This is a genomic window from Streptomyces sp. NPDC041940 (assembly GCF_055589465.1).
The window spans coordinates 12,088-34,945 of the sequence record NZ_JBVJBP010000026.1; the positions used below are offsets into that span (position 1 = coordinate 12,088).

Sequence of the window (22,858 nt, forward strand, 5' to 3'; positions counted from 1 at the left end):
GGCAGGCGTGCCCCATCTTCACTCGTGTGGGTGACCCGGCCCGGCGCATTCCTCCCGATGCCGCGCCCCACTGTCGCGCCGCCGGGGTTCCGGCGTTCCCGGAACCCCCATATGTGCTGGCATCCTTGGCGGAGTACGCGTAGGAAACCGCGCGGTGCGTTCCCCGCGCTCGTTCGTTCTGTACGTTCGTCGTGACCGCCCGACCCGAACCAGGAGCCCGGCCCCACGTGACCCCCGTGAGCAGCCACTCACCGCCTGGCCAGTCGCCGCTGCGCACCGTGCAGGTGCTGGGCGGAGGCAACGCCGCCAGCAGCGCGCATGTGCGTTCACTGGCCGCGGGGCTCGTCGCGAGGGGCGTGAGGGTCACGGTGTGCGCCCCCTATGAGGCGGATCGCGCCTATGACTTCAGCGGTGTCGGGGCCGATCACGTGCATGTGCCGCGCAGCAGCGACCCGGTGTCGGTGGCGGCCCTGCGGGCGGCCTGCGCCAACGCCGATCTGGTGCACGCGCACGGGCTGCACGCCTCGTTCCGCGCGGTCCTCGCGCTCAGCGGGCGGCGCGTGGGTACTCCGCTGGTCGTGACGTGGCACGACCGGGCGCACGCCGACGGGGCGCGTGCCCATCTGCTGCGGGTGCTGGAGCGGCGGGTCGTGAAGGCGGCCAGCGTCGTGCTGGGGACGACGTCGTCGCTCGTGGACCGGGCGCGGTGGACGGGCGCCCGGGACGCGCGGCTCGCGGCCGTCGCGCTGCCCGGCCCCCGCAGGCCCGTGGAGCCCGACGACCCCGACGGGCTGCGCCCCAAGGTCCGCGCCGAACTCGGCGCCATCGGGCGGCCGTTGCTGATGGCCGTCGGCTCCCTGGAGCGGCATCGCGGGTACGACGTGCTGCTGGACGCCGCGCGCGCGTGGCGCCGGCTCGACCCCGTCCCCCTGGTCGTGATCGCCGGGGAAGGGCCGCTGCGCGGCGAGCTCCAGGAGCGGATCGAGGGCGAGGGGCTGCCCGTCCGGCTCATCGGGCGGCGCGACGACATCACCGACCTGCTCGCCGCCGCCGACCTCGCGCTGCTCCCGAGCCGGTGGGAGGAGGCGCGCTCCGTCCTCGCCCAGGAGGCCCTCCACGCGCGCGTGCCGCTCGTCGCGACCGACGTCGGCGGCATTCCCGAACTCGTCGGCGACGCGGCCGAAGTCGTCCCGCACGGCAACGCGGAGGCGCTCGCCGGCTCCGTCGTACGCCTGCTCGGCGACCCGGAGCGCCGGGAGTCGCTGCGGGAGAAGGGCGCCCGGCAGGCCGCCACCTGGCCGAGCGAGGACGAGACCGTCGCCCAAGTGCTCAGCGTCTACGACGAGTTGACCCAGCCCCGGCCCCTCACCTGACGTTCTGGGAGACGTGCCTGCGGGCCCGCAGCGCCAGGCTCAGTGCCAGTACCGTCTGCGGGTCGTCGAGGTCCGTGCCCAGCAACTCCCCGATGCGTGCCAGGCGGTTGTACAGGGTCTGCCGGTTGAGGTGGAGCTCCCGGGCGGTCTCCGCCTTGCGTCCCGCGTGGGCGAGGTAGGTCGCCAGGGTGGGCAGCAGCGGCGGCCGGGAGCGCCGGTCGTGCTCCAGAAGCGGGCCGAGGGCCCGGTCGACGAAGGCGGCCAGGTCGGGATGGTCGCGCAGCCGCCACAGCAGCAGGTCGATGTCCAGCCGGCGGGCGTCGTACCAGGGCCGGTCCGGCAGGCCCTGGGCCGCGGTCGCCGTCTCCGCCGCGTGTCGCAGCCCCGACGCCGCCGCCGTCCAGCCGCCGGCCATCCCCACGACCACCACCGGCGGCTGCCCGCCCGGCCGCAGCATCCCGGCCCGCTCCACACCGGCCCGCAGCGCCGCCGCGACCCGGTCCGCGACCGTCGCCCGTTCCGACTCCGCGCGCAGCCCGAGCAGCACCGGCACCCGGCCCTCCACCGGCCGCACCCCGAGCAGCACCGGCACGCCCACCGACGCCAGCTCCTCGGCGACCGCCCGGGCCAGCACAGCCCAGCCTCCCCCGGGGGACAGGGCGTCCCCGAGGAGCCGCATCACCACCGGCAGCAGCGGGCCCTCGCCGGGTCTGAAGCCCAGTACGCGCGCCTGCGCCGGGGCGTCCTCCGCCGTGACCCGGCCCTCGGCGAGGTCCGTGAGGAAATCGCCGCGCCCGCGCGCCGCCAGCTCCTCCTCCTGCCGTGCCTGCATCAGCACCACGGCCAGGATGCCCGCGGCCCGGTCGGCCGCCATCCGGTGCACGGGCGCCAGAGGGGCCCGCACGGGCAGCAGGACGAGACGCCCGCGGACGCCGCCGCTGCCGGGCCCGCCGCCCGGTACGTCCACCAGGACCGAGCCCGGCAGCGGCGGCTCGTCCTTGTGCTGGCCGCGCAGCCCCTCCCACACCTGGAGCGGGTCCGCGCCCTCGGGACCGGCCCCGGCGGCGTACAGCAACTGCCCGTCCGCCGTCTCCAGGAAGACGGGATTGCCGCCGAAGTCCGCCAGGATGCCCAGCACTTGGGGCACCCCGCCACCGCCCAGCAGGGCCTCGGTACACCGCCGGTGCACCTCCTCGGCCCGCTGGAGCAGCGCGTAGTGGCCGTTGACGATCTCGGTGTGGACCTCTTCCGTGACCGTGACGAACGGCACCTCGCGGTGCAGCTGGACCAGCGGCAGCCCGGCCGAGCGGGCCGTGTCGACGAGGGCGGCGGGCAGTCGTGAGAAGCGCGGACCGAGCTCCACCACCAGGGCCGCGATACCGCGCTCGGCCAGCGTGCGCACGAACGCCCGCTGTTCGGCCGGGCGGGTGCCGAGGCCGTAGCCCGTGGTCAGCAGCAGTTCGCCGCCCTTGAGCAGCGAGGCGATGTGCGGCACCTCACCGGCGTGCACCCAGCGCACGGACCGTCCGAGCCGGTCGGCGCCCGCCAGCACCTCGGGCAGCCCGCTGCGCAGCCCCGGCAGCTCCAGCGCCCGCTGCACGGTGATCCCGGCGCCCTGCGTGTCGTGACCGCTGTCCGTCCCGCTGTCCATGTGCCGGACGCTACCCGCGCGGGTGCCTCCCGGACATCTCCGGCGGGGCACGGGGCCGATCACGCTCCGGATTACGGCGTGATCGACCGGGTACGTGCGCGGTCATGGAATTCAGCGTGGTGGCGGTAGGGCGGGAGGACGACAGTCCGGTCGAGGAGCCGTTGCGGGTCGCGATGCTCGCCGACCGGCTCGGATACCGGGAGGTGTGGGCGGGCGAGGGACCGACGTGGGACTCGTTCGTCCTGGCGACGGCGATCGGCGCGGCCACCGAGCGGGCCGTGCTGACGGCCGGGCCCGTGCCGGTGTCGGTGCGCGACCCGCTCACCATCGTCCGGGGCGCCGCGTCCGCCGCGGCCGTCACCGGCCGGCCCGTCGGTGTGGCCCTCGGCACGTCCAGCAAGCGGGTCGTCGAGGGCGTCCACGGCCGGCCGCGGACCCGGCCGGCGGCGGCCCTCGAGGAGTCGGCCGCGGCCGTGCGCGGGCTGTGGGACAGCCTGCCGGGCGAGCCGATCGTGCCCGGCAGCGGCTTCCCGCGCCAGCTGCCGCCGCCCGGGGGCGAGGTCACCGTCGCCGCGTTCGGCGAGCGCGCGATCGGCACCGCCGTCGCGCACGCCGACCGGATGCTGCTCGACATCGTCTCGCCGGAACAGGTCCGCATCCTGCGGGCCCGCATGCTCGCCGCCGCCGAGCGCGCGGGCCGTACACCGCCCCGGCTGGCCGCCTGGCTGCCCGCCGCCGTGGACCCGGAGCCGGAGTCGCTCACGCAGGTCCTGCGCAGCGTCGTCGGCTATCTCGCCGTGCCGGGCTACAGCGACATGTTCGTCGAGGCGGGACTCGCCGAGGTCGTCGAACTGGCCGCCAAGGGCGCCGACCGGGACACCCTGCTGCGGGCCCTGCCGCCGGCGGCCGCGGGCACGGTCGCCCTCGTCGGCGACGCCGGCACCGTCCGCGCCCGTATCGACGCCTACGCAGAGGCCGGCCTGGACGAGATAGCCCTGGTCCCGGCCACAGCGGGCGACCCGGCGGGGGAGCGCACGCTCACGGCCCTCAGGCCGGTATGACGCGGCGCGCCGCCCGTCACACGGGGCGGCGCGCCCATCCGCTGTCCGGTCCGGTCAGCCGCCGTACGCGCCCGAGGCCGTCAGGCGCAGCGCCGTGTCGATCAGCGGCACGTGGCTGAACGCCTGCGGGAAGTTGCCCACCTGACGCTGCAGGCGCGGGTCCCACTCCTCGGCCAGCAGACCGAGGTCGTTGCGCAGGGACAGCAGCTTCTCGAACAGCTTGCGGGCCTCGTCCACGCGGCCGATCATCGCCAGGTCGTCGGCCATCCAGAACGAGCAGGCCAGGAACGCGCCCTCGTCGCCGGGCAGACCGTCGACGTTCTCGTCGCCGCTGGTGGTCGGGTAGCGCAGGATGAAGCCGTCCGACGTGGACAGCTCACGCTGGATCGCCTCGATCGTGCCGATGACCCGCTTGTCGTCCGGCGGCAGGAAGCCCATCTGCGGGATCAGCAGCAGCGAGGCGTCCAGCTCCTTCGAGCCGTACGACTGCGTGAAGGTGTTGCGCTCCTTGTCGTACCCCTTCTCGCACACGTCCCGGTGGATGTCGTCGCGCAGTTCCTTCCACCGCTCCAGCGGGCCGTCGGCGTCACCGGACTCGATCAGCTTGATCGTGCGGTCGACCGCGACCCAGGCCATCACCTTGGAGTGCACGAAGTGGCGGCGCGGGCCGCGCACCTCCCAGATGCCCTCGTCCGGCTCCTGCCAGTGGCCCTCCAGGTAGCGGATCAGCTTCAGCTGGAGCAGCGAGGCGTAGTCGTTGCGCGCGAGACCCGTCATATGGGCCAGGTGCAGGGCCTCGGTGACCTCGCCGTACACGTCCAGCTGGAGCTGGTGGGCGGCGCCGTTGCCGACCCGGACCGGGGCGGAGTTCTCGTAGCCCGGCAGCCAGTCCAGCTCCGCCTCGCCCAGCTCGCGCTCGCCCGCGATGCCGTACATGATCTGCAGGTTCTCCGGGTCGCCCGCCACGGCCCGCAGCAGCCACTCGCGCCAGGCGCGGGCCTCCTCGCGGTAGCCGGTGCGCAGCAGCGAGGACAGGGTGATCGCCGCGTCACGCAGCCAGGTGTAGCGGTAGTCCCAGTTGCGGACGCCGCCGATGTCCTCCGGCAGGGAGGTGGTGGGCGCGGCGACGATGCCGCCGGTCGGGGCGTACGTCAGGGCCTTCAGCGTGATCAGCGAGCGGATCACGGCCTCGCGGTAGGGACCGTGGTACGTACAGTGGTCGACCCACTCGCGCCAGAAGTCCTCCGTCGCCTCCAGCGACTGCTCGGGCTCGGGCAGCGGCGGCGGCTCCTTGTGCGAGGGCTGCCAGGAGATCGTGAACGCGATCCGGTCACCGGGGGCGACCGTGAAGTCCGCGTACGTCGTCAGAGACTTGCCGTAGGTCTCGGCGGATGTGTCGAACCACACGGAGTCGGGGCCCGCCACGGCCACCGTGCGCCCGTCGTGCTTGTGCACCCACGGCACCACCCGGCCGTAGGAGAACCGCATCCGGAGCGCCGAGCGCATCGGTACCCGGCCCGAGACGCCCTCCACGATCCGGATCAGCTGCGGGGCGCCGTCACGCGGCGGCATGAAGTCGGTCACCCGGACCGTGCCCCGCTGGGTGTCCCACTCGGACTCCAGCACCAGCGAGTCACCGCGGTAGCTGCGCCGGGCGGCGGTGGGTGGCTGCTGGTCGGAGGCGTGCGCGGGGCCGAGCCGCCAGAAGCCGTGCTCCTCGGTGCCCAGCAGGCCGGCGAAGATGGCGTGCGAGTCGAAGCGGGGCAGGCACAGCCAGTCGACCGTCCCGTCCCGGCAGACCAGGGCAGCGGTCTGCATGTCTCCGATGAGTGCGTAGTCTTCGATGCGCCCGGCCACGTGCAACTCCAGTCGAACGGCCACGTCACCCCACGAGGGGGCTGTCGCTAGTGCGGTCAAGGGGGGTTTCAGCAAGTCTTGCAATGCGTCGTTGAGCGATGAAGCAAAACAGGTCACTCAGCCGTGACGCAAAGCGTCCATTGTTGCTCAACGAACTGACGAACTCACGTTGTTCCGGCGCTCACGGGCGAGGGGTGGTGCCGTTGGGCCGGTCGGGCTCGGCAGCGAGTGTCCGAGCAGGATACGACGCACGCAGATGATCTGTGTGCCGCTCCGGGCAAGCCAGGTACGCCGAACGAGTGAGCAGCGGGTGAGAGACCGGTAACGGCGATCGCCTCCGTGTCGGCGTGTGCGCGGAGCGTGGCCGGAAGCCATCGCCCCGAGGCGCTGATACGCTGGTAGCCCGTGGACCGGAGGGACAGCAAACCCCCGAACCGCAGCGACGGCAACCCCCGGAGAACACTCCGGCAGGCAGCCGCACCGCAACCCCAGATCGCGACCACGGGAGCCCCCTCTTGGCCATGCCGCCCGCTGCTTTTCGTAATTCGACGACCAAGCACATCTTCGTCACCGGGGGTGTCGCCTCCTCGCTCGGCAAGGGCCTGACGGCCTCCAGCCTCGGCATGCTGCTCAAGGCCCGCGGTCTGCGCGTCGTGATGCAGAAGCTCGACCCGTACCTGAACGTGGACCCGGGCACGATGAACCCCTTCCAGCACGGTGAGGTGTTCGTCACGAACGACGGCGCCGAGACCGACCTGGACATCGGCCACTACGAGCGCTTCCTCGACCGCGACCTGGACGGTTCCGCCAACGTCACCACGGGTCAGGTGTACAACACCGTGATCGCCAAGGAGCGGCGCGGCGAGTACCTGGGTGACACCGTGCAGGTCATCCCGCACATCACCAACGAGATCAAGCACCGCATCCGCCGCATGGCGACGGACGAGGTCGATGTCGTGATCACCGAGGTCGGCGGCACGGTCGGCGACATCGAGTCGCTGCCGTTCCTGGAGACCGTCCGCCAGGTCCGGCACGAGGTCGGCCGTGACAACGTCTTCGTCGTCCATATCTCGCTCCTGCCCTACATCGGCCCCTCGGGTGAGTTGAAGACGAAGCCCACCCAGCACTCGGTTGCGGCTCTGCGCAACATCGGTATCCAGCCGGACGCGATCGTGCTGCGCTGCGACCGCGAGGTGCCCACCGCGATCAAGCGGAAGATCTCGCTGATGTGCGACGTCGACGAGGCCGCCGTCGTCGCCTGCCCCGACGCCCGCTCGATCTACGACATCCCGAAGACCGTGCACGGCGAGGGTCTGGACGCCTACGTCGTCCGCAAGCTGGACCTGCCGTTCCGGGACGTGGACTGGACCACCTGGGACGACCTGCTCGACCGCGTCCACAAGCCGGACCACGAGATCACCCTCGCGCTGGTCGGCAAGTACATCGACCTGCCCGACGCCTATCTGTCGGTCACCGAGGCGCTGCGGGCCGGCGGCTTCGCCAACCGGGCCCGCGTGAAGATCAAGTGGGTCACCTCCGACGACTGCAAGACCCCGGCGGGCGCGGCCCAGCAGCTCGGCGACGTCGACGGCGTCTGCATCCCCGGCGGCTTCGGCGACCGCGGTGTGCTCGGCAAGGTCGGCGCGATCAAGTACGCCCGCGAGAACAAGATCCCGCTGCTCGGTCTCTGTCTCGGCCTGCAGTGCATCGTGATCGAGGCCGCGCGCAACCTGGTCGACATCCAGGACGCCAACTCCACCGAGTTCGACCCGGCCACCGGCCACCCCGTCATCTCCACCATGGCCGAGCAGCTCGACATCGTCGCCGGTGACGGTGACATGGGCGGCACCATGCGGCTGGGCATGTACCCGGCCAAGCTGGCCGAGGGCTCGATCGTGCGCGAGGTGTACGACGGCAAGGAGTACGTCGAGGAGCGGCACCGGCACCGGTACGAGGTGAACAACTCCTACCGGGCCGAGCTGGAGAAGAAGGCGGGTATCCAGTTCTCCGGCACCTCCCCGGACGGCAAGCTCGTCGAATACGTCGAGTACCCGCGCGACGTCCATCCGTACCTGGTCGCCACCCAGGCACACCCGGAGCTGCGCTCGCGCCCGACGCGTCCGCATCCGCTGTTCGCCGGGCTCGTCAAGGCCTCGGTCGAGCGGAAGACTTCGAAGTAACACACCAGTTGTACGGTGGCCGGGGTGCATCCCTTCAAAGGGTGTGCACCCCGGTTTCTTTTCAGCAGGTCGGGTCGGGTACGTGGAAGGACAGGCATGACGATCAAGGACACCCCGGAGGAGTGGGAGGTCCGGGCGACGGACACCCCCTTCGTCGGCAACAAGACCTCCGTCCGCACCGACGACGTGGTCATGCCCGACGGCACCGTGGTCGGCCGTGACTACCAGGTCCACCCCGGCTCCGTGGCCGTCCTCGCCCTCGACGAGGCCGACCGCGTCCTGGTCCTGCGCCAGTACCGCCACCCCGTGCGCCACAAGCTGTGGGAGATCCCGGCCGGTCTGCTCGACGTCCCCGGCGAGAACCCGCTGCACGCCGCGCAGCGCGAGCTGTACGAGGAGGCGCACGTCAAGGCCGAGGACTGGCGGGTGCTGACCGACGTCTACACCACCCCCGGCGGCTGCGACGAGGCCGTACGGATCTTCCTGGCCCGCGATCTGTCCGAGGCCGAGGGCGAGCGTTTCGCGGTCGAGGAGGAAGAGGCCGACATGGAACTCGACCGGATCCCGGTCGAGGACCTCGTGAGGGGCGTACTCGCCGGCGAACTCCACAACAACTGCCTCGTGGTGGGCGTCCTGTCCCTGGTCGCCGCCCGCGCGGGCAGCGGCCTGGACGCACTGCGCCCGGCCCAGGCACCGTGGCCGGCGCGGCCGTTCGAGGCGTAGGCGCTCCGCCGGGGGTGCCGCGAAGGCCGTCGGCAGGGTGCGGCCCAGCCGTGGCTGGTCGCGCAGTTCCCCGCGCCCCTGTCGGGCGCGACCTCCTGCTGTCGGTCCTAAGATCTGCTGATCCGATCGGGGGAAGTGGTCGTCCCGCTCGCCGTGCTCCACCCGGGACGTTGCAGAGCGTGAACTAGGCTCTGAGGCACGCCCGAACCGGATTCCCGGCGGGCTTGCATGCGTGGGACGGGAGTGTGGCCCGTGACGGATCAGGTCGTGGAGACAGGCGACGTGCGGCTGACCGGACACGCTGCCGGCGAGAGTCAGTTCCTGGGCCGCACACGGGAGTTGAAGGAACTGCGCGCCGACATCGAGCGCGCCGGCCTGGACACCCTCGCGGGCCGCAAACCCCCACGCGCGCGTGTGCTGCTCATCGCAGGCCGGCCCGGCTCGGGACGCACCGCACTCGCCGAGGAACTCGCACAGCAGGTCGCGGACCGTTACCCGGACGGGGTGCTGCGCGCCCGTCTGACCGACCCCGACGGCACCCCCGTACCCGTCGAGCGCGCGGCCCGCGACCTGCTCGCCGCCCTGGACCGGGAGGCCCCGGCCGGGGCCTGTGGCGACGACCTCACCGACTCGCTGCGCGGCGCCCTGGCCGACCGCCGCGCCCTGCTCCTGCTGGACGACGCGGCCGACGCCGAGCAGGTCGACGCGCTGCTGCCCGACACCCCGGACTGCCTGGTCGTCGCGGTCTCCGAGGGCCCGCTGACCGGCATCCCGGACGTCCGCCCCTGCACGCTGGGCGGCCTGGACGCCAAGTCCGGGGTGGAGCTGCTGTCCCGGCACACCGGCTCGGTCCGCATCACCGTCGACCCCCGGGCCGCCGAGGGACTCGCCGAGGAGTGCCAGGGGCAGCCCGCCGCGCTGATGCTGGCGGGCGGCTGGCTCGCGGCCCGCCCCAAGGCGGCCGTCCTGGACCTCGCCAAGCAACTGCGGACCGACCCCGCCGAGGGGACCGCCCTGAGCCGGGTCTTCCGCCTCGCCTACGACGCCCTGCCCGCCTCCGCCGCGAGGATGCTGCGCCTGCTCGCCCTCGCCCCGGCCGGACTGGTCGACCCGCAGACCGCCTCCGCGCTCGTCGGCTGCTCGGTGGACAGCGCCCACACCACGCTGGACGACTTCGTCGCCCTCGGCTTCCTGCACGCGGTGGACTCGCCGCTGCCGCAGTACGAGGTCCCCGGCTGCCTCCACCCGCTGCTCCGCGTCCTCGCCCGGCACCACGAGCGTCCGGCCGACCTCCAGGTGGCCCGTGCCCGGATGCTGGAGCGGACCGTGCGGCTGCTGCAGGTCTGCCGTGCCATCACCGAGACCGACAGCCCCCAGGCACGCCAGAAGCTCCTCGACATGCCGCGCGCCCTGCGCTTTCCCACTCCCAGGGCGGCCGCCGACTGGCTGCGCCTGACCCGGCCCGCCCTGCTGGCCTCGGCCCGGCTCGCGGTCGGCGACGGGGAGCTGGACACCCTGGCCCGGCGGCTGATGTCCCAGCTGGTGCGGGCGATGGTGGCGCACGTCGGGACCCAGGCGGCCGCGCCCGACCTCTACGAGCTCCACAGCCTGGTCCTCGACGTGGCCGAGCGCCGCGACCTGCCCCGCGAGCGGGCCGCCGCCCTGCTCAACCTCGGAGATCTCGACGCCCGGACCGGCCGTACGGCCGACGCGCTGGTGCGCTACCGGGCCGCGCTGGACGCCGGACGCGAGATCGACGACCCGTACACGGCCGGACGCGCGATGGAATCCGTAGGCGGCGCGCACCTGGAGCTCGGTGACTACGACCGGGCCGCCGACTGGTTCGGCCGGGCCCTGGTCGAGCGGCTCGCCCGGGACGAGCGGGCCGACGCCGCCCGGCTGTACGGGCGGATCGCCGCCGCCCACACCTTCGCGGGCCGCTACGGCGAGGCCCTGCGGAACTGGCGCGCGGCGATCGCCGGGCACCGCAAGCTCGGCGACGTGGCCGCCCAGGCCCGGGCCCTGAGCGAACTGGCGCGGGTCCAGGAGTACGCGGGCCGCCCCGACGAGTCGCTGCGCACCTGCCGGGAGGCCGTGGAATGGGCGCGGCGGGCCGAGGACACGCGGTTGCAGGCCGCGCTGCACCTGCGGGTCGCCGACACCCTCGAACACCTGGGCGACCCCGCGTCGGCCGGGCTGCACCGGGGCGCCGCCGAGCGGCTTCTCGGAGAGGTAAACCAGGCAGATGACGCTGACGCCTGCGAAATCCGTACCGCATCCGCTGAAGATTGATGCAATGAAAGGCTAGACAGCGGGAACACCTTCATTAGACTGGCTCTGCCGCACGTTCTCCTGCGGTCTCTCCCGGTGTGCCCGAGCGCGGCCGGGTATGCCTAGTAATGCCCCCATACCCTCTGAGCCAAGGACCGTGATCGACGTGAAGGTCGGCATCCCCCGCGAGGTCAAGAACAACGAGTTCCGGGTGGCCATCACCCCCGCAGGCGTGCACGAGCTGGTGCGCCACGGCCACCAGGTCGTCATCGAGCGCGGCGCCGGCGCCGGCTCCTCGATCCTGGACGCCGAGTACGTCACCGCCGGTGCCCGGATCCTGGACACCGCCGACGAGGTGTGGGCCACCGCGGACCTGCTGCTGAAGGTCAAGGAGCCCATCGCCGAGGAGTACCACCGCCTCCGCAAGGACCAGACGCTCTTCACCTACCTGCACCTCGCCGCCTCCAAGGAGTGCACGGACGCCCTCCTGCAGTCCGGCACCACGGCGATCGCCTACGAGACGGTCGAGCTGCCCAGCCGCGCGCTCCCGCTGCTCGCCCCGATGTCCGAGGTCGCGGGCCGGCTGGCCCCGCAGGTCGGCGCCTACCACCTGATGCGCGCCAACGGCGGCCGCGGCGTGCTGCCCGGCGGTGTCCCCGGCGTCCTGGCCGGCCGTGCCGTCGTCATCGGCGGCGGTGTCTCGGGCTGGCAGGCCGCCCAGATCGCCATCGGCATGGGCTTCCACGTGACCCTGCTCGACAAGGACGTCAACAAGCTCCGCGAGGCGGACAAGGTCTTCGGCACGAAGATCCAGACCGTCGTCTCCAACACCTTCGAGCTGGAGAAGGCCTGCCTGGAGGCCGACCTCGTCATCGGCGCGGTGCTGATCCCCGGCGCCAAGGCCCCGAAGCTGGTCACCAACGAGCTCGTGTCGCGGATGAAGCCTGGAAGTGTCCTTGTCGACATCGCGATCGACCAGGGCGGCTGCTTCGAGGACTCCCGCCCGACCACCCACGCCGAGCCGACCTTCCCGGTCCACGAGTCGGTCTTCTACTGCGTCGCCAACATGCCCGGCGCGGTGCCCAACACCTCCACCTACGCGCTGACCAACGCCACGCTGCCGTACATCGTGGAGCTCGCGAACCACGGCTGGGCGCAGGCGCTGCGCCGCGACCCGGCGCTGGCCCGGGGCCTCAACACGCATGACGGCAAGGTCGTTTACCGCGAGGTCGCCGAGGCCCACGGTGTCGAGCACGTGGAGCTGGCCTCGCTGCTCGTCTGAGTCCGACGGCCACGGCGGCCGGTAAGTCGGCTAAGTCATCAACCCGTAAAGGCGATACGTCAACACAGGCCGTCAACGCCGCGCACCCGGCCGGACCTTGCCCGACAAGGTCCGGCCGGATGTGTGTATGGTCACTTCGCGCTTCTCGAGCAACTCGCCTCGAACGTAACCCTTCAACCGATTCGCACACCGGTGAAACCTGCCGTGCGACGGCCGTACGCCCTTGACAGCGGGATGTTTCATTGCCGACACATCGGGCCGGGTCCGGCGGATTGTGTTGCTGCGGACGCCCGACACGCCATAGAGTCGCCAGCTGTCGGCATGGTGCCACGCTGACCTGTCTAGAAGTTTCCTGGTCACCAAGGAGGTAAGACGACTTGTGAATGAGTCGACATTTACTCCCGGGGGTGGCCAACCAGGAATGCCTGCACGGGACCAGGAGCCCGCGGGATTCGCGGCTGTCGGCTCCGTCGCTGTGCGCACCTTCGCAGCCCACCAGAGTCAGCAGGCGACTCACACAGCACACCAGAAGATGGATGGCCATCACGTGAACGCCATGGCCGGCGGCGGAAGTGGCGCGCCCCACAACCAACTCGCCGACTACGACGACCTGCCCGAGGGGCACTTCTACGACCCCGACGCGGAGTACGAGCCCGACCCCGAGTACGCGGCCACTCTCGCTCCCGACGCGGCCAGACAGCGCCGGGAGCGCATCGGTCCGACCGGGCGTCCGCTGCCGTACTTCCCGATCCCGGGCCCGCTGGGCGACCACGGACCCGCGAAGATCATCGCGATGTGCAACCAGAAGGGCGGCGTCGGCAAGACGACGTCGACCATCAACCTGGGTGCCGCGCTCGCGGAGTACGGACGCCGGGTCCTGCTCGTGGACTTCGACCCGCAGGGCGCGCTGTCGGTCGGTCTCGGCGTCAACCCGATGGAACTCGACCTCACCGTCTACAACCTGCTCATGGAGCGGGGCATGGCGGCCGACGAGGTGCTGCTGAAGACGGCGGTCCCCAACATGGACCTGCTGCCCAGCAACATCGACCTGTCGGCGGCCGAGGTCCAGCTCGTCTCCGAGGTCGCCCGCGAGTCGACACTGCAGCGCGCCCTGAAGCCGCTGCTGCCCGACTACGACTTCATCGTCATCGACTGCCAGCCCTCGCTCGGCCTGCTCACGGTCAACGCCCTGACGGCCGCGCACAAGGTGATAGTGCCGCTGGAGTGCGAGTTCTTCGCGCTGCGCGGTGTGGCGTTGCTGACGGAGACCATCGAGAAGGTCCAGGAACGGCTCAACCCGGAGCTGGAGCTCGACGGAATCCTCGCCACGATGTACGACTCGCGCACCGTGCACAGCCGTGAGGTGCTCGCGCGTGTCGTCGAGGCGTTCGACGACCACGTCTACCACACGGTCATCGGGCGCACGGTCCGCTTCCCGGAGACCACGGTCGCCGGTGAGCCGATCACCACGTACGCCTCCAACTCCGTCGGTGCCGCCGCCTATCGCCAGCTCGCCAGGGAGGTGCTCGCCCGGTGTCACGCCGAGTGAGTCTGCCGGGGGCCGACGAACTCTTCCGTACGACAGGGGGGATGGGGCTGCAGTCGTCCTCGCCCAGGCGCCAGGTCAACGGCGACGCCCGGGTGCCCGCTCCGGCGGGTGAGGGCGACGCGGCGGCGGGCGCGGAGGACGCGCCGCAGTCGGTGCCCGCACAGGGCGGCGACGGCGAGGGCGCCGAGCATGTGGCGGCGGACGCGGAGTCGGCCGATGCCGGGGAGTCCCGCAGCCGCTCCGCGGCCGCGGAGCGCTCCGGCTCCGGGCGGCGCCAGGCGGCGCAGGAAGGTTCTGCCGCCGCTGCCACGGACGCGGCGCCACGCAAGCGCGGACGGGCGGCCGCGCGCCGCCCCAGCGGCCGTGAGCGGCACGACGAGAAGATCACCGTGTACGTGTCCGCCGAGGAACTCATGGATCTGGAGCACGCCCGTCTCGTGCTCCGCGGCGAGCACGGCCTCGCGGTGGACCGCGGCCGCATCGTCCGCGAGGCGGTCGCCGTGGTCCTCGCCGACCTGGAGGCCCGCGGAGACGCCAGCATCCTCGTACGACGCCTGCGCGGGCGGTAACGGTAGCCTGCGGGGGCTATGACCTCGAACGCTTCCCCTCCACCCGCCGACGGCCCGAACGGCCGTCGGCGCGCGTTGGGGCGGGGGCCGGGCGCCGGGACCCTGCCGGGAGCTGAGCCGGTCGAGGCGGAGTCGCTTCCGGAGATGGCTCGGCCCGGGGCCGCGCCGCCCGAGCCCGCGGCACCGGCTGAGCCGACAGCCGTGGAGGTCTTGGCGCCGGTGGCCGAGCGGGTGGAGCCCGTCGGGCCGGTGGAGGCTGTAGAGCCGGCGGCGCCCGTTGAGGTTGAGCCGGTGGCGTCCGTAGAGCCGGATGCAAGGGACGAGAGCCCGGGCGATGTCGCTGACGGGGTCTTCAAGGTCCGGCTCGCCAACTTCGAGGGCCCCTTCGATCTGCTGCTGCAGTTGATCTCCCGGCACAAGCTGGACGTCACCGAGGTCGCGCTGTCGAAGGTGACCGACGAGTTCATGGCGTACATCCGGGCGCTGGGGCCGGACTGGGATCTGGACGAGACGACCGAGTTCCTCGTCGTCGCGGCCACCTTGCTCGATCTCAAGGCGGCACGACTGCTGCCCGCCGCCGAAGTGGAGGACGAGGGCGATCTGGCCCTGCTCGAAGCCCGGGACCTGCTGTTCGCCCGGCTGCTCCAGTACCGCGCGTACAAGCGGATCGCGGACATCTTCAGCGAGCGGCTCGACGACGAGGCCCGGCGCTATCCGCGTACCGTCGGGCTCGAACCGCAGCACGCCGAGCTGCTGCCCGAGGTCGTCATCAGCATCGGGGCGGAAGGGTTCGCCAAGCTCGCCGTGAAGGCGATGCAACCCAGGCCCAGGCCGCAGGTGTACGTCGACCACATCCACGCCCCGCTGGTCAGCGTGCAGGAGCAGGCCGAGATCGTCGTGGCCCGGCTCAGGGAGCTGGGCGAGGTCAGCTTCCGGGCGCTCATCGAGGACACCGACGACACCCTCACCGTCGTGGCCCGCTTCCTCGCACTGCTGGAGCTGTACCGCGAGAAGGCCGTGGAACTGGAGCAGGAGGCCGCGCTGGGCGAGCTGCTCGTGCGGTGGACCGGCGGGGACGGGGACGAGACACCGACCGTCACCGACGAGTTCGACCGGCCGCCCGAGCCGCCGAAGGAGGAGAAACCGGCGTGAGCGAAGAAACCAGCGAGATCCCGGCCGGGCCGCGTACCGTCGCCGACCTCGACCTCAAGCCCGCTCTGGAGGCCGTCCTGATGGTCGTGGACGAGCCGGCGACCGAGGAGTACCTCGCGAAGATCCTCGACCGGCCGCGCCGCCAGATCACGGACGCGCTGCGCGCGCTGGCCGACGAGTACACCACGCAGGGGCGCGGCTTCGAACTGCGGTTCGTCGCGAACGGCTGGCGTTTCTACACCCGCGCCGAGTACGCGCCCGCCGTCGAGCGCTTCGTGCTGGACGGCCAGCAGGCCCGCCTCACCCAGGCCGCCCTGGAGACCCTGGCCGTCGTCGCGTACCGGCAGCCGGTCAGCCGCAGCCGGGTCTCGGCCGTGCGTGGAGTCAACTGCGACGGCGTCATGCGGACCCTCCTGCAACGGGGTCTGGTCGAGGAGGCGGGCACGGAACCCGAAACAGGTGCGATCCTGTACACGACGACGAACTACTTCCTGGAGCGGATGGGCCTGCGCGGTCTGGACGAGCTCCCGGAGCTCGCGCCCTTCCTCCCGGAGGCGGAGGCGATCGAGGCCGAGACGATGGAAGGGGTACCGTCGTTCGATCCGGACGCCCCGGATTCCGAGGACGCAGACGACAAGACGGAACTTTGATGCGAAGCAGCAGCGGCAGGAACAGCAGCGGAAACAACGGCGGGAGCCGTGGTGGCAACAGCGGCGGCCGCGGCGGTAGTGGCGGTGGCCGAGGCGGGAGCGGCGGCGGAGGCCGCGGCAACTACCGCGGTGCCGGCAACGACCGCGACGACAAGCAGGGCGGCCGGCCGAAGAAGCCGCGCCCGGAGGAGCGGCGCTACGACGTGGGCCCCGGCGCCTCCCCGGAGGGGCCGAAGTCGGGGCGCGGCGCGTCCGCGCGCGGTGGCGCCAAGGGCGGGCCCAAGCAGGGCCAGGGCAGCACCGGGCGAGGCCGGGGGGCCCCGGCGACCTCCCGCGAGTACGACGCGCGGGCCGAGGAGCGCAACCGGGAGCGGTACGCGGGCAAGAAGGACGTCAAGCTGCCCAAGACCTTCCCCGGCGCCGAGCAGGAGGGCGAGCGGCTGCAGAAGATCCTCGCGCGCGCGGGCTACGGCTCCCGGCGGGCCTGCGAGGAGCTCATCGAGCAGGCGCGGGTCGAGGTCAACGGCGAGATCGTCCTGGAGCAGGGCATGCGCGTCGACCCGGAGAAGGACGAGGTCAAGGTCGACGGGCTGACGGTCGCGACGCAGTCGTACCAGTTCTTCTCGCTGAACAAGCCCGCCGGCGTCGTCTCCACGATGGAGGACAACGAGGGCCGGCAGTGCCTCGGCGACTACGTGACCAACCGCGAGACGCGGCTGTTCCATGTCGGGCGGCTCGACACCGAGACCGAGGGCGTCATCCTGCTCACCAACCACGGCGAGCTGGCGCACCGGCTGACCCACCCCAAGTACGGCGTGAAGAAGGTCTATCTCGCGCACATCGTGGGCCCGATCCCGCGCGACCTGGGCAAGCAGCTCAAGGACGGCATCCAGCTGGAGGACGGCTACGCGCGCGCGGACCACTTCCGGGTCGTCCAGCAGACCGGCAAGAACTACCTCGTCGAGGTCACCCTCCACGAGGGCCGCAAGCACATCGTGCGCCGGATGCTCGCGGAGGCCGGTTTCCCGGTCGACAAGCTGGTGCGGGTCGCCTTCGGGCCGATCACCCTGGGCGACCAGAAGTCGGGCTGGCTGCGGCGGTTGTCCAACACGGAGGTCGGCATGCTGATGCAGGAAGTCGATCTCTAGGCTTGCGGTGACACTCCGCATGCTGTGAGCTCCCCGCTCCTCAGGGAGCGGGGAACGGAAGGACTTCCGGCATGGCCACGCTGGTCCACAAGCAAGCCGCCACGGGGGCGCTGATCGGCCTCGCGCTCGGGGACGCGTTGGGGTACCCGACCGAGTTCGACGACGTGCCGACGATCATCGCCAAGCACGGGTCGTGGCGGGAGCTTCCGCTGCCCAAGCGCGCCCGTGTCTCCGACGACACGCAGATGACGCTGGCGCTGGGCCGGGCGGTGCGCACGGCGATGGACCGGGGGCTGCTCACGCCGACGCGACTGGCCCGCCCCCTGCGCGAGGAGTTCGTGGACTGGTATCAGTCGCCGCAGAACAACCGGGCTCCGGGGCGCACCTGCCTGAAGGCCTGCTCGCTGCTGAAGGACGAGGCCCGCCCCTGGCAGGAGGCCAGCCAGATCCAGTCCAAGGGCTGCGGCGCCAACATGCGCGTCGCGCCCCTGGGCGTGATCCAGGGACTGAGCGACGAACAGCGCGCGGGCGCCGCCCAGTTGCAGTCCGCCCTCACCCACGGGCACCCCACCGCGCTCGCCGCGTCCGACCTCACCGCGCACGCCGTACGACTGCTCGCGCAGGGCGCCGAGCCCGCCGACCTGGTCGCGCTGCTGCACACGTACGCGCTGGAGAACCGCAGCCACTACCACGAGCGCTGGCTCGGCGACCTGTGGAGCCGGGCCAAGGCTCCGACGCCCGAACGGTTCATCGCGCTCGGCTGGGACGAGTGTCTGGCCGTCCTCGACCGCCTCCGGCACGCCGTGCGCACCGTCTCGCCCGAGGACGACCCGTGCCTGGCCACCGGCGAGGGCTGGATCGCCGAGGAGGCCCTGGCGACCGGGCTGCTGTGCTTCCTGCTCTTCCCCGACGAGCCGGTGACGGCACTGCGCCGCGCCGCCTGCACCGCCGGGGACTCGGACTCGATCGCCTGCCTGGCGGGCGCCTTCGCCGGCGCGTACCTGGGGGCCGAGGTCTGGCCGGCCGAGTGGGCCGACCGTATCGAGTACCGCAGCGACCTGCTGACGCTCGGGGCGCTCTGGGACGCGTGAGTCCTAGCGGCCCGGGTCCGCCCGCAGGGCCGAGGTGCTGCGGGCGCGGACGAGGAAGTCCTGCACGCGCTCCCGGTCCGGTTCGGCCGGGAGCGGGCTGCGTGTGGCGGCCTCGGCGGCCTCCGCCGCCAGGCGGGTCATCCTGGACTCGACGTCGGACCAGGGCACCTCGCCGCGCTTCACCGCGAGCAGCGGCTCACGCCGGTCGCCGACATCGACCGTGAGCGTGCCGGTGCGCAGCATGTCGCGGGCGCTGGTGAGCAGGCGCAGCATATGCATCGCGTGCTTCCAGCGCGGGGCGCCGTGGGTGCGGACATCGGCCTCCAGCTTGCGGCGCTGGCCGTACGCGTACCGCGTGAACGTCTCGTGGACCCGTCGGGAGAGGAACGCCTCCCGCAGGGCCAGAAGCTCGCGGCCGGTGTCGTCGGCGTACTCCACGAGCGGGGAGTGCAGGCACTCCAGGATGTTCGGATTGGCGCGCAGGGCCAGCTCGCAGAAGCGCTCCAGCTCCCAGCTGAACTGCTCCTCGGCAGGGCCCTCGACGTGTGTCGGGGGCTTGTCGAGGCGCCAGAACAGAGGCGTGGGGGCCAGGAACACGCCACGACGGTCGGTGTCGCTGCCGTCCGTCGCCAGACCGAAGGCGCGGGAGCCCATCACGCAGGTGTAGATGGTGTGGTCGCGTATCAGGTGATCGGGCCGCATGCCCGGGAGAGTACGCGGACTCTCACGTGAGGCGGACCGAGTTTCCCTCCACCGTGATCTGCTCGGCGGGCAGGGCGCGGGTCGCCGGGCCGTGGGCCACCCCGCCGTCGGTGATGCGGAACTTGCTGCCGTGGCAGGGGCAGTTGATCGTGCCGTCGGAGACCGTCGTCACCAGGCAGCGCTGGTGGGTGCAGATGGCCGAGAACGCCTTGAACCGGCCCTGCTCCGGCTGGGTCACCACGACCTCCTCGTTCTTGAAGATCTTGCCGCCGCCGACCGGGATCTCGTCGGTGGAGGCCAGCTCCTGACCGGCGGGGGCGCCCGTCGTCTCCTTGCCGGTGGGGGAGACCGTCGACGTGGAGCCGTCGTCGCCGCCACCTCCGCCGCAGGCCGCGACCAGCGCCACCGCGCCTGTCGCGCCCGTCGCGAGGAGAACCGTCCGGCGCGTGGTGTCGTACGTCATGTCGTCACTCCGAAAGTGCCAAAACGGAAGAAAATGGACTTTTCTGAATCTTGGCACTGAAAATACCCAAGGAATAGTAATTCCGGTGTCTCATCGGGCGGGCGCCGCGCATCCCGTTCGCGCGGGCTGACTAGGCTGGACGGACGTAGAGCGACACGAACGTCAGCAAGGAGCAGCGCCGTGGCGGTACGAGCGGTCCGGGGGGCCGTCCAACTCGAGCGGGACGAGGCCGGGCACATGGACGAGCAGGTCGGAGCCCTGCTCGCGGCCATCCTGGAGCGCAACGAACTCGAGGCCGACGACCTGATCAGCATCTGGTTCACGGCCACGCCCGACCTGCACAGCGATTTCCCGGCGGCCGCGGCCCGCAAGCTCGGCATCGTCGACGTACCGCTGATCTGCGCCCAGGAGCTCGACATCGAGGGCGCCATGCCCCGGGTCGTCCGGGTTCTCGCGCACATCGAGTCCGACCGGCCCCGGGCCGGTATCGCCCACGTCTACCTCGGCGCCGCGGCCGCCCTGCGCAAGGACATCGCCCAGTGAGAACCGCACTCGTCATCGGCACCGGCCTCATCGGTACGTCCGCCGGCCTGGCCCTGTCCCAGCGGGGCGTCACCGTGCACCTCGCCGACCCGAATCCGGAGCAGGCCCGCACGGCGGCCGCGCTCGGCGCAGGCACCGACGAGGCGCCGGACGGGCCCGTCGACCTCGCGATCGTCGCCGCCCCGCCCGCCCACGTGGCGGACGTGCTCGCCGACGCCATGATCCGCGGTGCGGCGCGCGGCTACCTGGACGTCGCCAGCGTCAAGGGCGGGCCGCGCCGCGAGCTGGAGGCGCGCGGCCTCGACCTGTCCGCCTACATCGGCACGCACCCCATGTCGGGCCGGGAGAAGTCCGGCCCGCTGGCCGCGACCGGGGATCTCTTCGAGGGCCGGCCCTGGGTGCTGACCCCGACCCGGGACACCGACACCGAGGTGCTGAACCTCGCCCTCGAACTGGTCTCGCACTGCCGTGCCGTGCCGGTGGTGATGGACGCCGACGCCCACGACCGTGCCGTCGCGCTCGTCTCCCACATGCCCCACCTGGTCTCCAGCCTGGTCGCCGCGCGTCTGGAGAACGCCGAGGAGGCGGCCGTACGGCTGTGCGGGCAGGGCATCCGGGATGTGACACGCATCGCCGCCTCCGACCCCCGGATGTGGATCGACATCCTCTCCGCCAACCCCGGGCCTGTCGCCGACCTGCTCACGGACGTCGCCGGCGACCTGGAGGAGACCGTGCGGGCCCTGCGCGCCCTGCAGTCCACCGACGACCACAAGCGCCGCGAGGGCGGTACCGGCATCGAGGACGTCCTGCGGCGCGGCAACGCGGGACAGATCCGCGTCCCCGGCAAGCACGGCTCCGCCCCCCGGGTCTACGAGGTCGTGGCGGTGCTCATCGACGACCAGCCGGGACAGCTGGCCCGGATCTTCGCGGACGCGGGCATGGCCGGCGTCAACATCGAGGACGTACGGATCGAGCACGCGACCGGGCAGCAGGCCGGTCTGGTGCAGCTGATGGTCGAACCGAAGGCGGCACCCGTGCTGAGCGCCGCGCTGCGCGAGCGGGGCTGGGCGATCCGGCAGTAGGGCATCCTGGACGTGGCTGGCCGACGCGCGGCCGGACGAGTGACCCGCACCCAGTAACCTTGTGCGGGGCAGTCGCGCCCTCACCCCCGCCAGCCCGGTTCAGGAAGGTCTCCACTGTGGAAAGCCCCACGTCCGTGATTGTCGCCATCGACGGCCCCTCCGGCACGGGCAAGTCGAGCACCTCGAAGGCCGTGGCGGCGCAGCTCGGGCTGAGCTACCTGGACACCGGTGCCCAGTACCGGGCGATCACCTGGTGGATGGTGAGCAACGGCATCGACATCGACGACCCCGCCGACATCGCCGCCGCGGCCGGCAAGCCGGAGATCGTCTCGGGCACCGACCCGCAGGGCCCGACCATCACCGTCGACGGCGTCGACGTGGCCGGCCCGATCCGCACCCAGGAGGTCACCTCCAAGGTCAGCGCGGTCAGCGCGGTGTCCGAGGTGCGGGCCCGGATCACCGATCTGCAGCGCACGATCGCGGCCTCCGCGCAGGACGGCATCGTGGTCGAGGGCCGTGACATCGGCACGACCGTGCTGCCCGACGCCGACCTGAAGATCTTCCTCACCGCCTCCCCGGAGGCGCGTGCCGCCCGCCGCAGCGGCGAGCTGAAGGGCTCCGACGTCCACTCCACCCGCGAGGCCCTGATCAAGCGGGACGCGGCCGACTCCAGCCGCAAGACCTCGCCGCTCGCCAAGGCCGGCGACGCGGTCGAGGTGGACACCACCGAGCTCACACTGGCCCAGGTCATCGAGTGTGTCGTCACCCTCGTCGAGGAGAAGCGGGCAGGGAAGTGACCGAGCTGCCTTCCGCGCGGAGCGCCGACGTCGGGCGGCGCATCGGCGTCGGCCTGATGTACGGGCTGTGGAAGCCGCGCGTGCTCGGCGCCTGGCGGGTGCCGGTGACCGGCCCGGTGATCCTCGCCGTCAACCACTCCCACAACATCGACGGCCCGATGGTCATGGGCGTGGCGCCCCGGCCGACGCACTTCCTGATCAAGAAGGAGGCGTTCGTCGGCCCGCTCGACCCGTTCCTGACCGGCATCGGCCAGCTGAAGGTGGACCGCGACACCACCGACCGCACGGCGATCACCCGGGCGCTCGGCGTGCTGGAGAACGGCGGCGTGCTCGGCATCTTCCCCGAGGGCACCAGGGGCGAGGGCGACTTCGCCTCGCTGCGCGCCGGGCTCGCGTACTTCGCGGTGCGCGGCGGCGCGCCGATCGTGCCGGTCGCCGTGCTGGGAAGCACCGACAGGCGCGGACGGTTGATAAAGGGGCTGCCTCCGCTGCGCTCGCGCGTCGACGTCGTCTTCGGCGAGCCCTTCGACGCGGGCGACGGCAGCGGGCGCCGTACGCGCACGGCGCTGGACGAGGCCACCGGCCGCATCCAGAAGCAGCTCGCCGCCCACCTGGAAAACGCCAGGCGCCTCACCAGGCGCTAGGCAACACTGAGTAGTGGATCAGCCCGGAAGACAGCGGGTACTCCACCGACCACCAAGATGAACGACGAGG

At 72.0% G+C, this 22,858-nt stretch carries 20 protein-coding genes; 16 read left to right on the top strand and 4 right to left on the bottom strand.

Going from position 1 to position 22,858, the window contains the following annotated elements:
* The first annotated feature begins 227 nt into the window (after positions 1-227).
* A complete protein-coding gene (locus ACZ6I3_RS33305) occupies positions 228-1,373 on the top strand; it encodes a glycosyltransferase family 4 protein (protein ID WP_469419743.1) in 1,146 nt (381 codons plus the stop codon).
* Here ACZ6I3_RS33305 and ACZ6I3_RS33310 read toward each other — a convergent pair.
* Entirely contained in the window at positions 1,366-3,024 is a 1,659-nt protein-coding gene (locus ACZ6I3_RS33310) for a PucR family transcriptional regulator (RefSeq protein ID WP_469419744.1), read from the bottom strand. The genes ACZ6I3_RS33305 and ACZ6I3_RS33310 overlap by 8 nt on opposite strands.
* A 104-nt stretch (positions 3,025-3,128) precedes the next feature.
* On the opposite strand from ACZ6I3_RS33310, the gene ACZ6I3_RS33315 reads away from it, so the two are divergent.
* Positions 3,129-4,085 (top strand): LLM class F420-dependent oxidoreductase, encoded by a 957-nt coding sequence (locus ACZ6I3_RS33315; RefSeq protein WP_469419746.1) that lies wholly within the window; start codon positions 3,129-3,131, stop codon positions 4,083-4,085.
* A 54-nt stretch (positions 4,086-4,139) separates the two neighbouring features.
* Here ACZ6I3_RS33315 and ACZ6I3_RS33320 read toward each other — a convergent pair whose 3' ends face one another.
* Positions 4,140-5,942, bottom strand: coding sequence for a glycoside hydrolase family 15 protein (locus tag ACZ6I3_RS33320; protein ID WP_469419912.1), 1,803 nt, complete (start codon positions 5,940-5,942; stop codon positions 4,140-4,142).
* Between the two features lie 521 nt (positions 5,943-6,463).
* Between ACZ6I3_RS33320 and ACZ6I3_RS33325 the strand changes: the two genes are divergently transcribed.
* The 10 genes from ACZ6I3_RS33325 (at position 6,464) to ACZ6I3_RS33370 (ending at position 18,557) form a co-directional block, all read left to right on the top strand.
* On the top strand, positions 6,464-8,122 hold the full coding sequence (locus ACZ6I3_RS33325; RefSeq protein ID WP_469419914.1) for a CTP synthase: 1,659 nt from the start codon (positions 6,464-6,466) through the stop codon (positions 8,120-8,122).
* A 96-nt stretch (positions 8,123-8,218) separates the two neighbouring features.
* A complete protein-coding gene (locus ACZ6I3_RS33330; RefSeq protein ID WP_469419747.1) occupies positions 8,219-8,845 on the top strand; it encodes an NUDIX domain-containing protein in 627 nt (208 codons plus the stop codon).
* Positions 8,846-9,073: 228 nt separating this feature from the next.
* The gene (locus ACZ6I3_RS33335; RefSeq protein ID WP_469419749.1) at positions 9,074-11,137 is read left to right on the top strand and encodes a tetratricopeptide repeat protein; all 2,064 of its coding nucleotides are present in this window, start codon (positions 9,074-9,076) and stop codon (positions 11,135-11,137) included.
* Between the two features lie 136 nt (positions 11,138-11,273).
* On the top strand, positions 11,274-12,398 hold the full coding sequence (gene ald, locus ACZ6I3_RS33340; protein WP_469419750.1) for an alanine dehydrogenase: 1,125 nt from the start codon (positions 11,274-11,276) through the stop codon (positions 12,396-12,398).
* A gap of 421 nt (positions 12,399-12,819) precedes the next feature.
* A complete protein-coding gene (locus ACZ6I3_RS33345) occupies positions 12,820-13,947 on the top strand; it encodes a ParA family protein (RefSeq protein ID WP_399021256.1) in 1,128 nt (375 codons plus the stop codon).
* Positions 13,932-14,516 carry a hypothetical protein gene (locus ACZ6I3_RS33350; protein WP_469419752.1) on the top strand — a complete coding sequence of 195 codons (585 nt, stop codon included), beginning with the start codon at positions 13,932-13,934 and terminating at the stop codon, positions 14,514-14,516. Before ACZ6I3_RS33345 ends, ACZ6I3_RS33350 begins: the two co-directional genes overlap by 16 nt.
* An 18-nt stretch (positions 14,517-14,534) precedes the next feature.
* Positions 14,535-15,668, top strand: coding sequence for a segregation and condensation protein A (locus tag ACZ6I3_RS33355; protein ID WP_469419754.1), 1,134 nt, complete (start codon positions 14,535-14,537; stop codon positions 15,666-15,668).
* Positions 15,665-16,318, top strand: coding sequence for an SMC-Scp complex subunit ScpB (gene scpB, locus ACZ6I3_RS33360; protein ID WP_469419755.1), 654 nt, complete (start codon positions 15,665-15,667; stop codon positions 16,316-16,318). The genes ACZ6I3_RS33355 and scpB overlap by 4 nt, the downstream gene beginning before the upstream one ends.
* Positions 16,318-17,466, top strand: a complete 1,149-nt coding sequence (locus tag ACZ6I3_RS33365) for a pseudouridine synthase (RefSeq protein ID WP_469419757.1) — start codon at positions 16,318-16,320, stop codon at positions 17,464-17,466. The genes scpB and ACZ6I3_RS33365 overlap by 1 nt, the downstream gene beginning before the upstream one ends.
* A 71-nt stretch (positions 17,467-17,537) precedes the next feature.
* The gene (locus ACZ6I3_RS33370) at positions 17,538-18,557 is read left to right on the top strand and encodes an ADP-ribosylglycohydrolase family protein (RefSeq protein ID WP_469419759.1); all 1,020 of its coding nucleotides are present in this window, start codon (positions 17,538-17,540) and stop codon (positions 18,555-18,557) included.
* A 3-nt stretch (positions 18,558-18,560) separates the two neighbouring features.
* Here the strand turns inward: ACZ6I3_RS33370 and ACZ6I3_RS33375 are convergent, their stop codons facing one another.
* Positions 18,561-19,259, bottom strand: coding sequence for a nucleotidyltransferase domain-containing protein (locus ACZ6I3_RS33375; protein WP_469419760.1), 699 nt, complete (start codon positions 19,257-19,259; stop codon positions 18,561-18,563).
* A gap of 22 nt (positions 19,260-19,281) precedes the next feature.
* Positions 19,282-19,722, bottom strand: coding sequence for a Rieske (2Fe-2S) protein (locus tag ACZ6I3_RS33380; protein WP_469419762.1), 441 nt, complete (start codon positions 19,720-19,722; stop codon positions 19,282-19,284).
* 180 nt (positions 19,723-19,902) lie between these two features.
* Here ACZ6I3_RS33380 and aroH point away from each other — a divergent pair, with 180 nt between their 5' ends.
* The 4 genes from aroH to ACZ6I3_RS33400 all read left to right on the top strand — a co-directional run bounded on the left by aroH (position 19,903) and on the right by ACZ6I3_RS33400 (position 22,788).
* On the top strand, positions 19,903-20,265 hold the full coding sequence (gene aroH / locus ACZ6I3_RS33385; protein WP_469419764.1) for a chorismate mutase: 363 nt from the start codon (positions 19,903-19,905) through the stop codon (positions 20,263-20,265).
* Positions 20,262-21,347: a prephenate dehydrogenase gene (locus ACZ6I3_RS33390; RefSeq protein WP_469419766.1), complete on the top strand. Its 1,086-nt coding sequence runs from the start codon at positions 20,262-20,264 to the stop codon at positions 21,345-21,347. The genes aroH and ACZ6I3_RS33390 overlap by 4 nt, the downstream gene beginning before the upstream one ends.
* A 116-nt stretch (positions 21,348-21,463) precedes the next feature.
* Positions 21,464-22,144: a (d)CMP kinase gene (gene cmk / locus ACZ6I3_RS33395; protein WP_469419768.1), complete on the top strand. Its 681-nt coding sequence runs from the start codon at positions 21,464-21,466 to the stop codon at positions 22,142-22,144.
* Positions 22,141-22,788 carry a lysophospholipid acyltransferase family protein gene (locus ACZ6I3_RS33400; RefSeq protein ID WP_469419770.1) on the top strand — a complete coding sequence of 216 codons (648 nt, stop codon included), beginning with the start codon at positions 22,141-22,143 and terminating at the stop codon, positions 22,786-22,788. Before cmk ends, ACZ6I3_RS33400 begins: the two co-directional genes overlap by 4 nt.
* Positions 22,789-22,858: the final 70 nt, after the last annotated feature.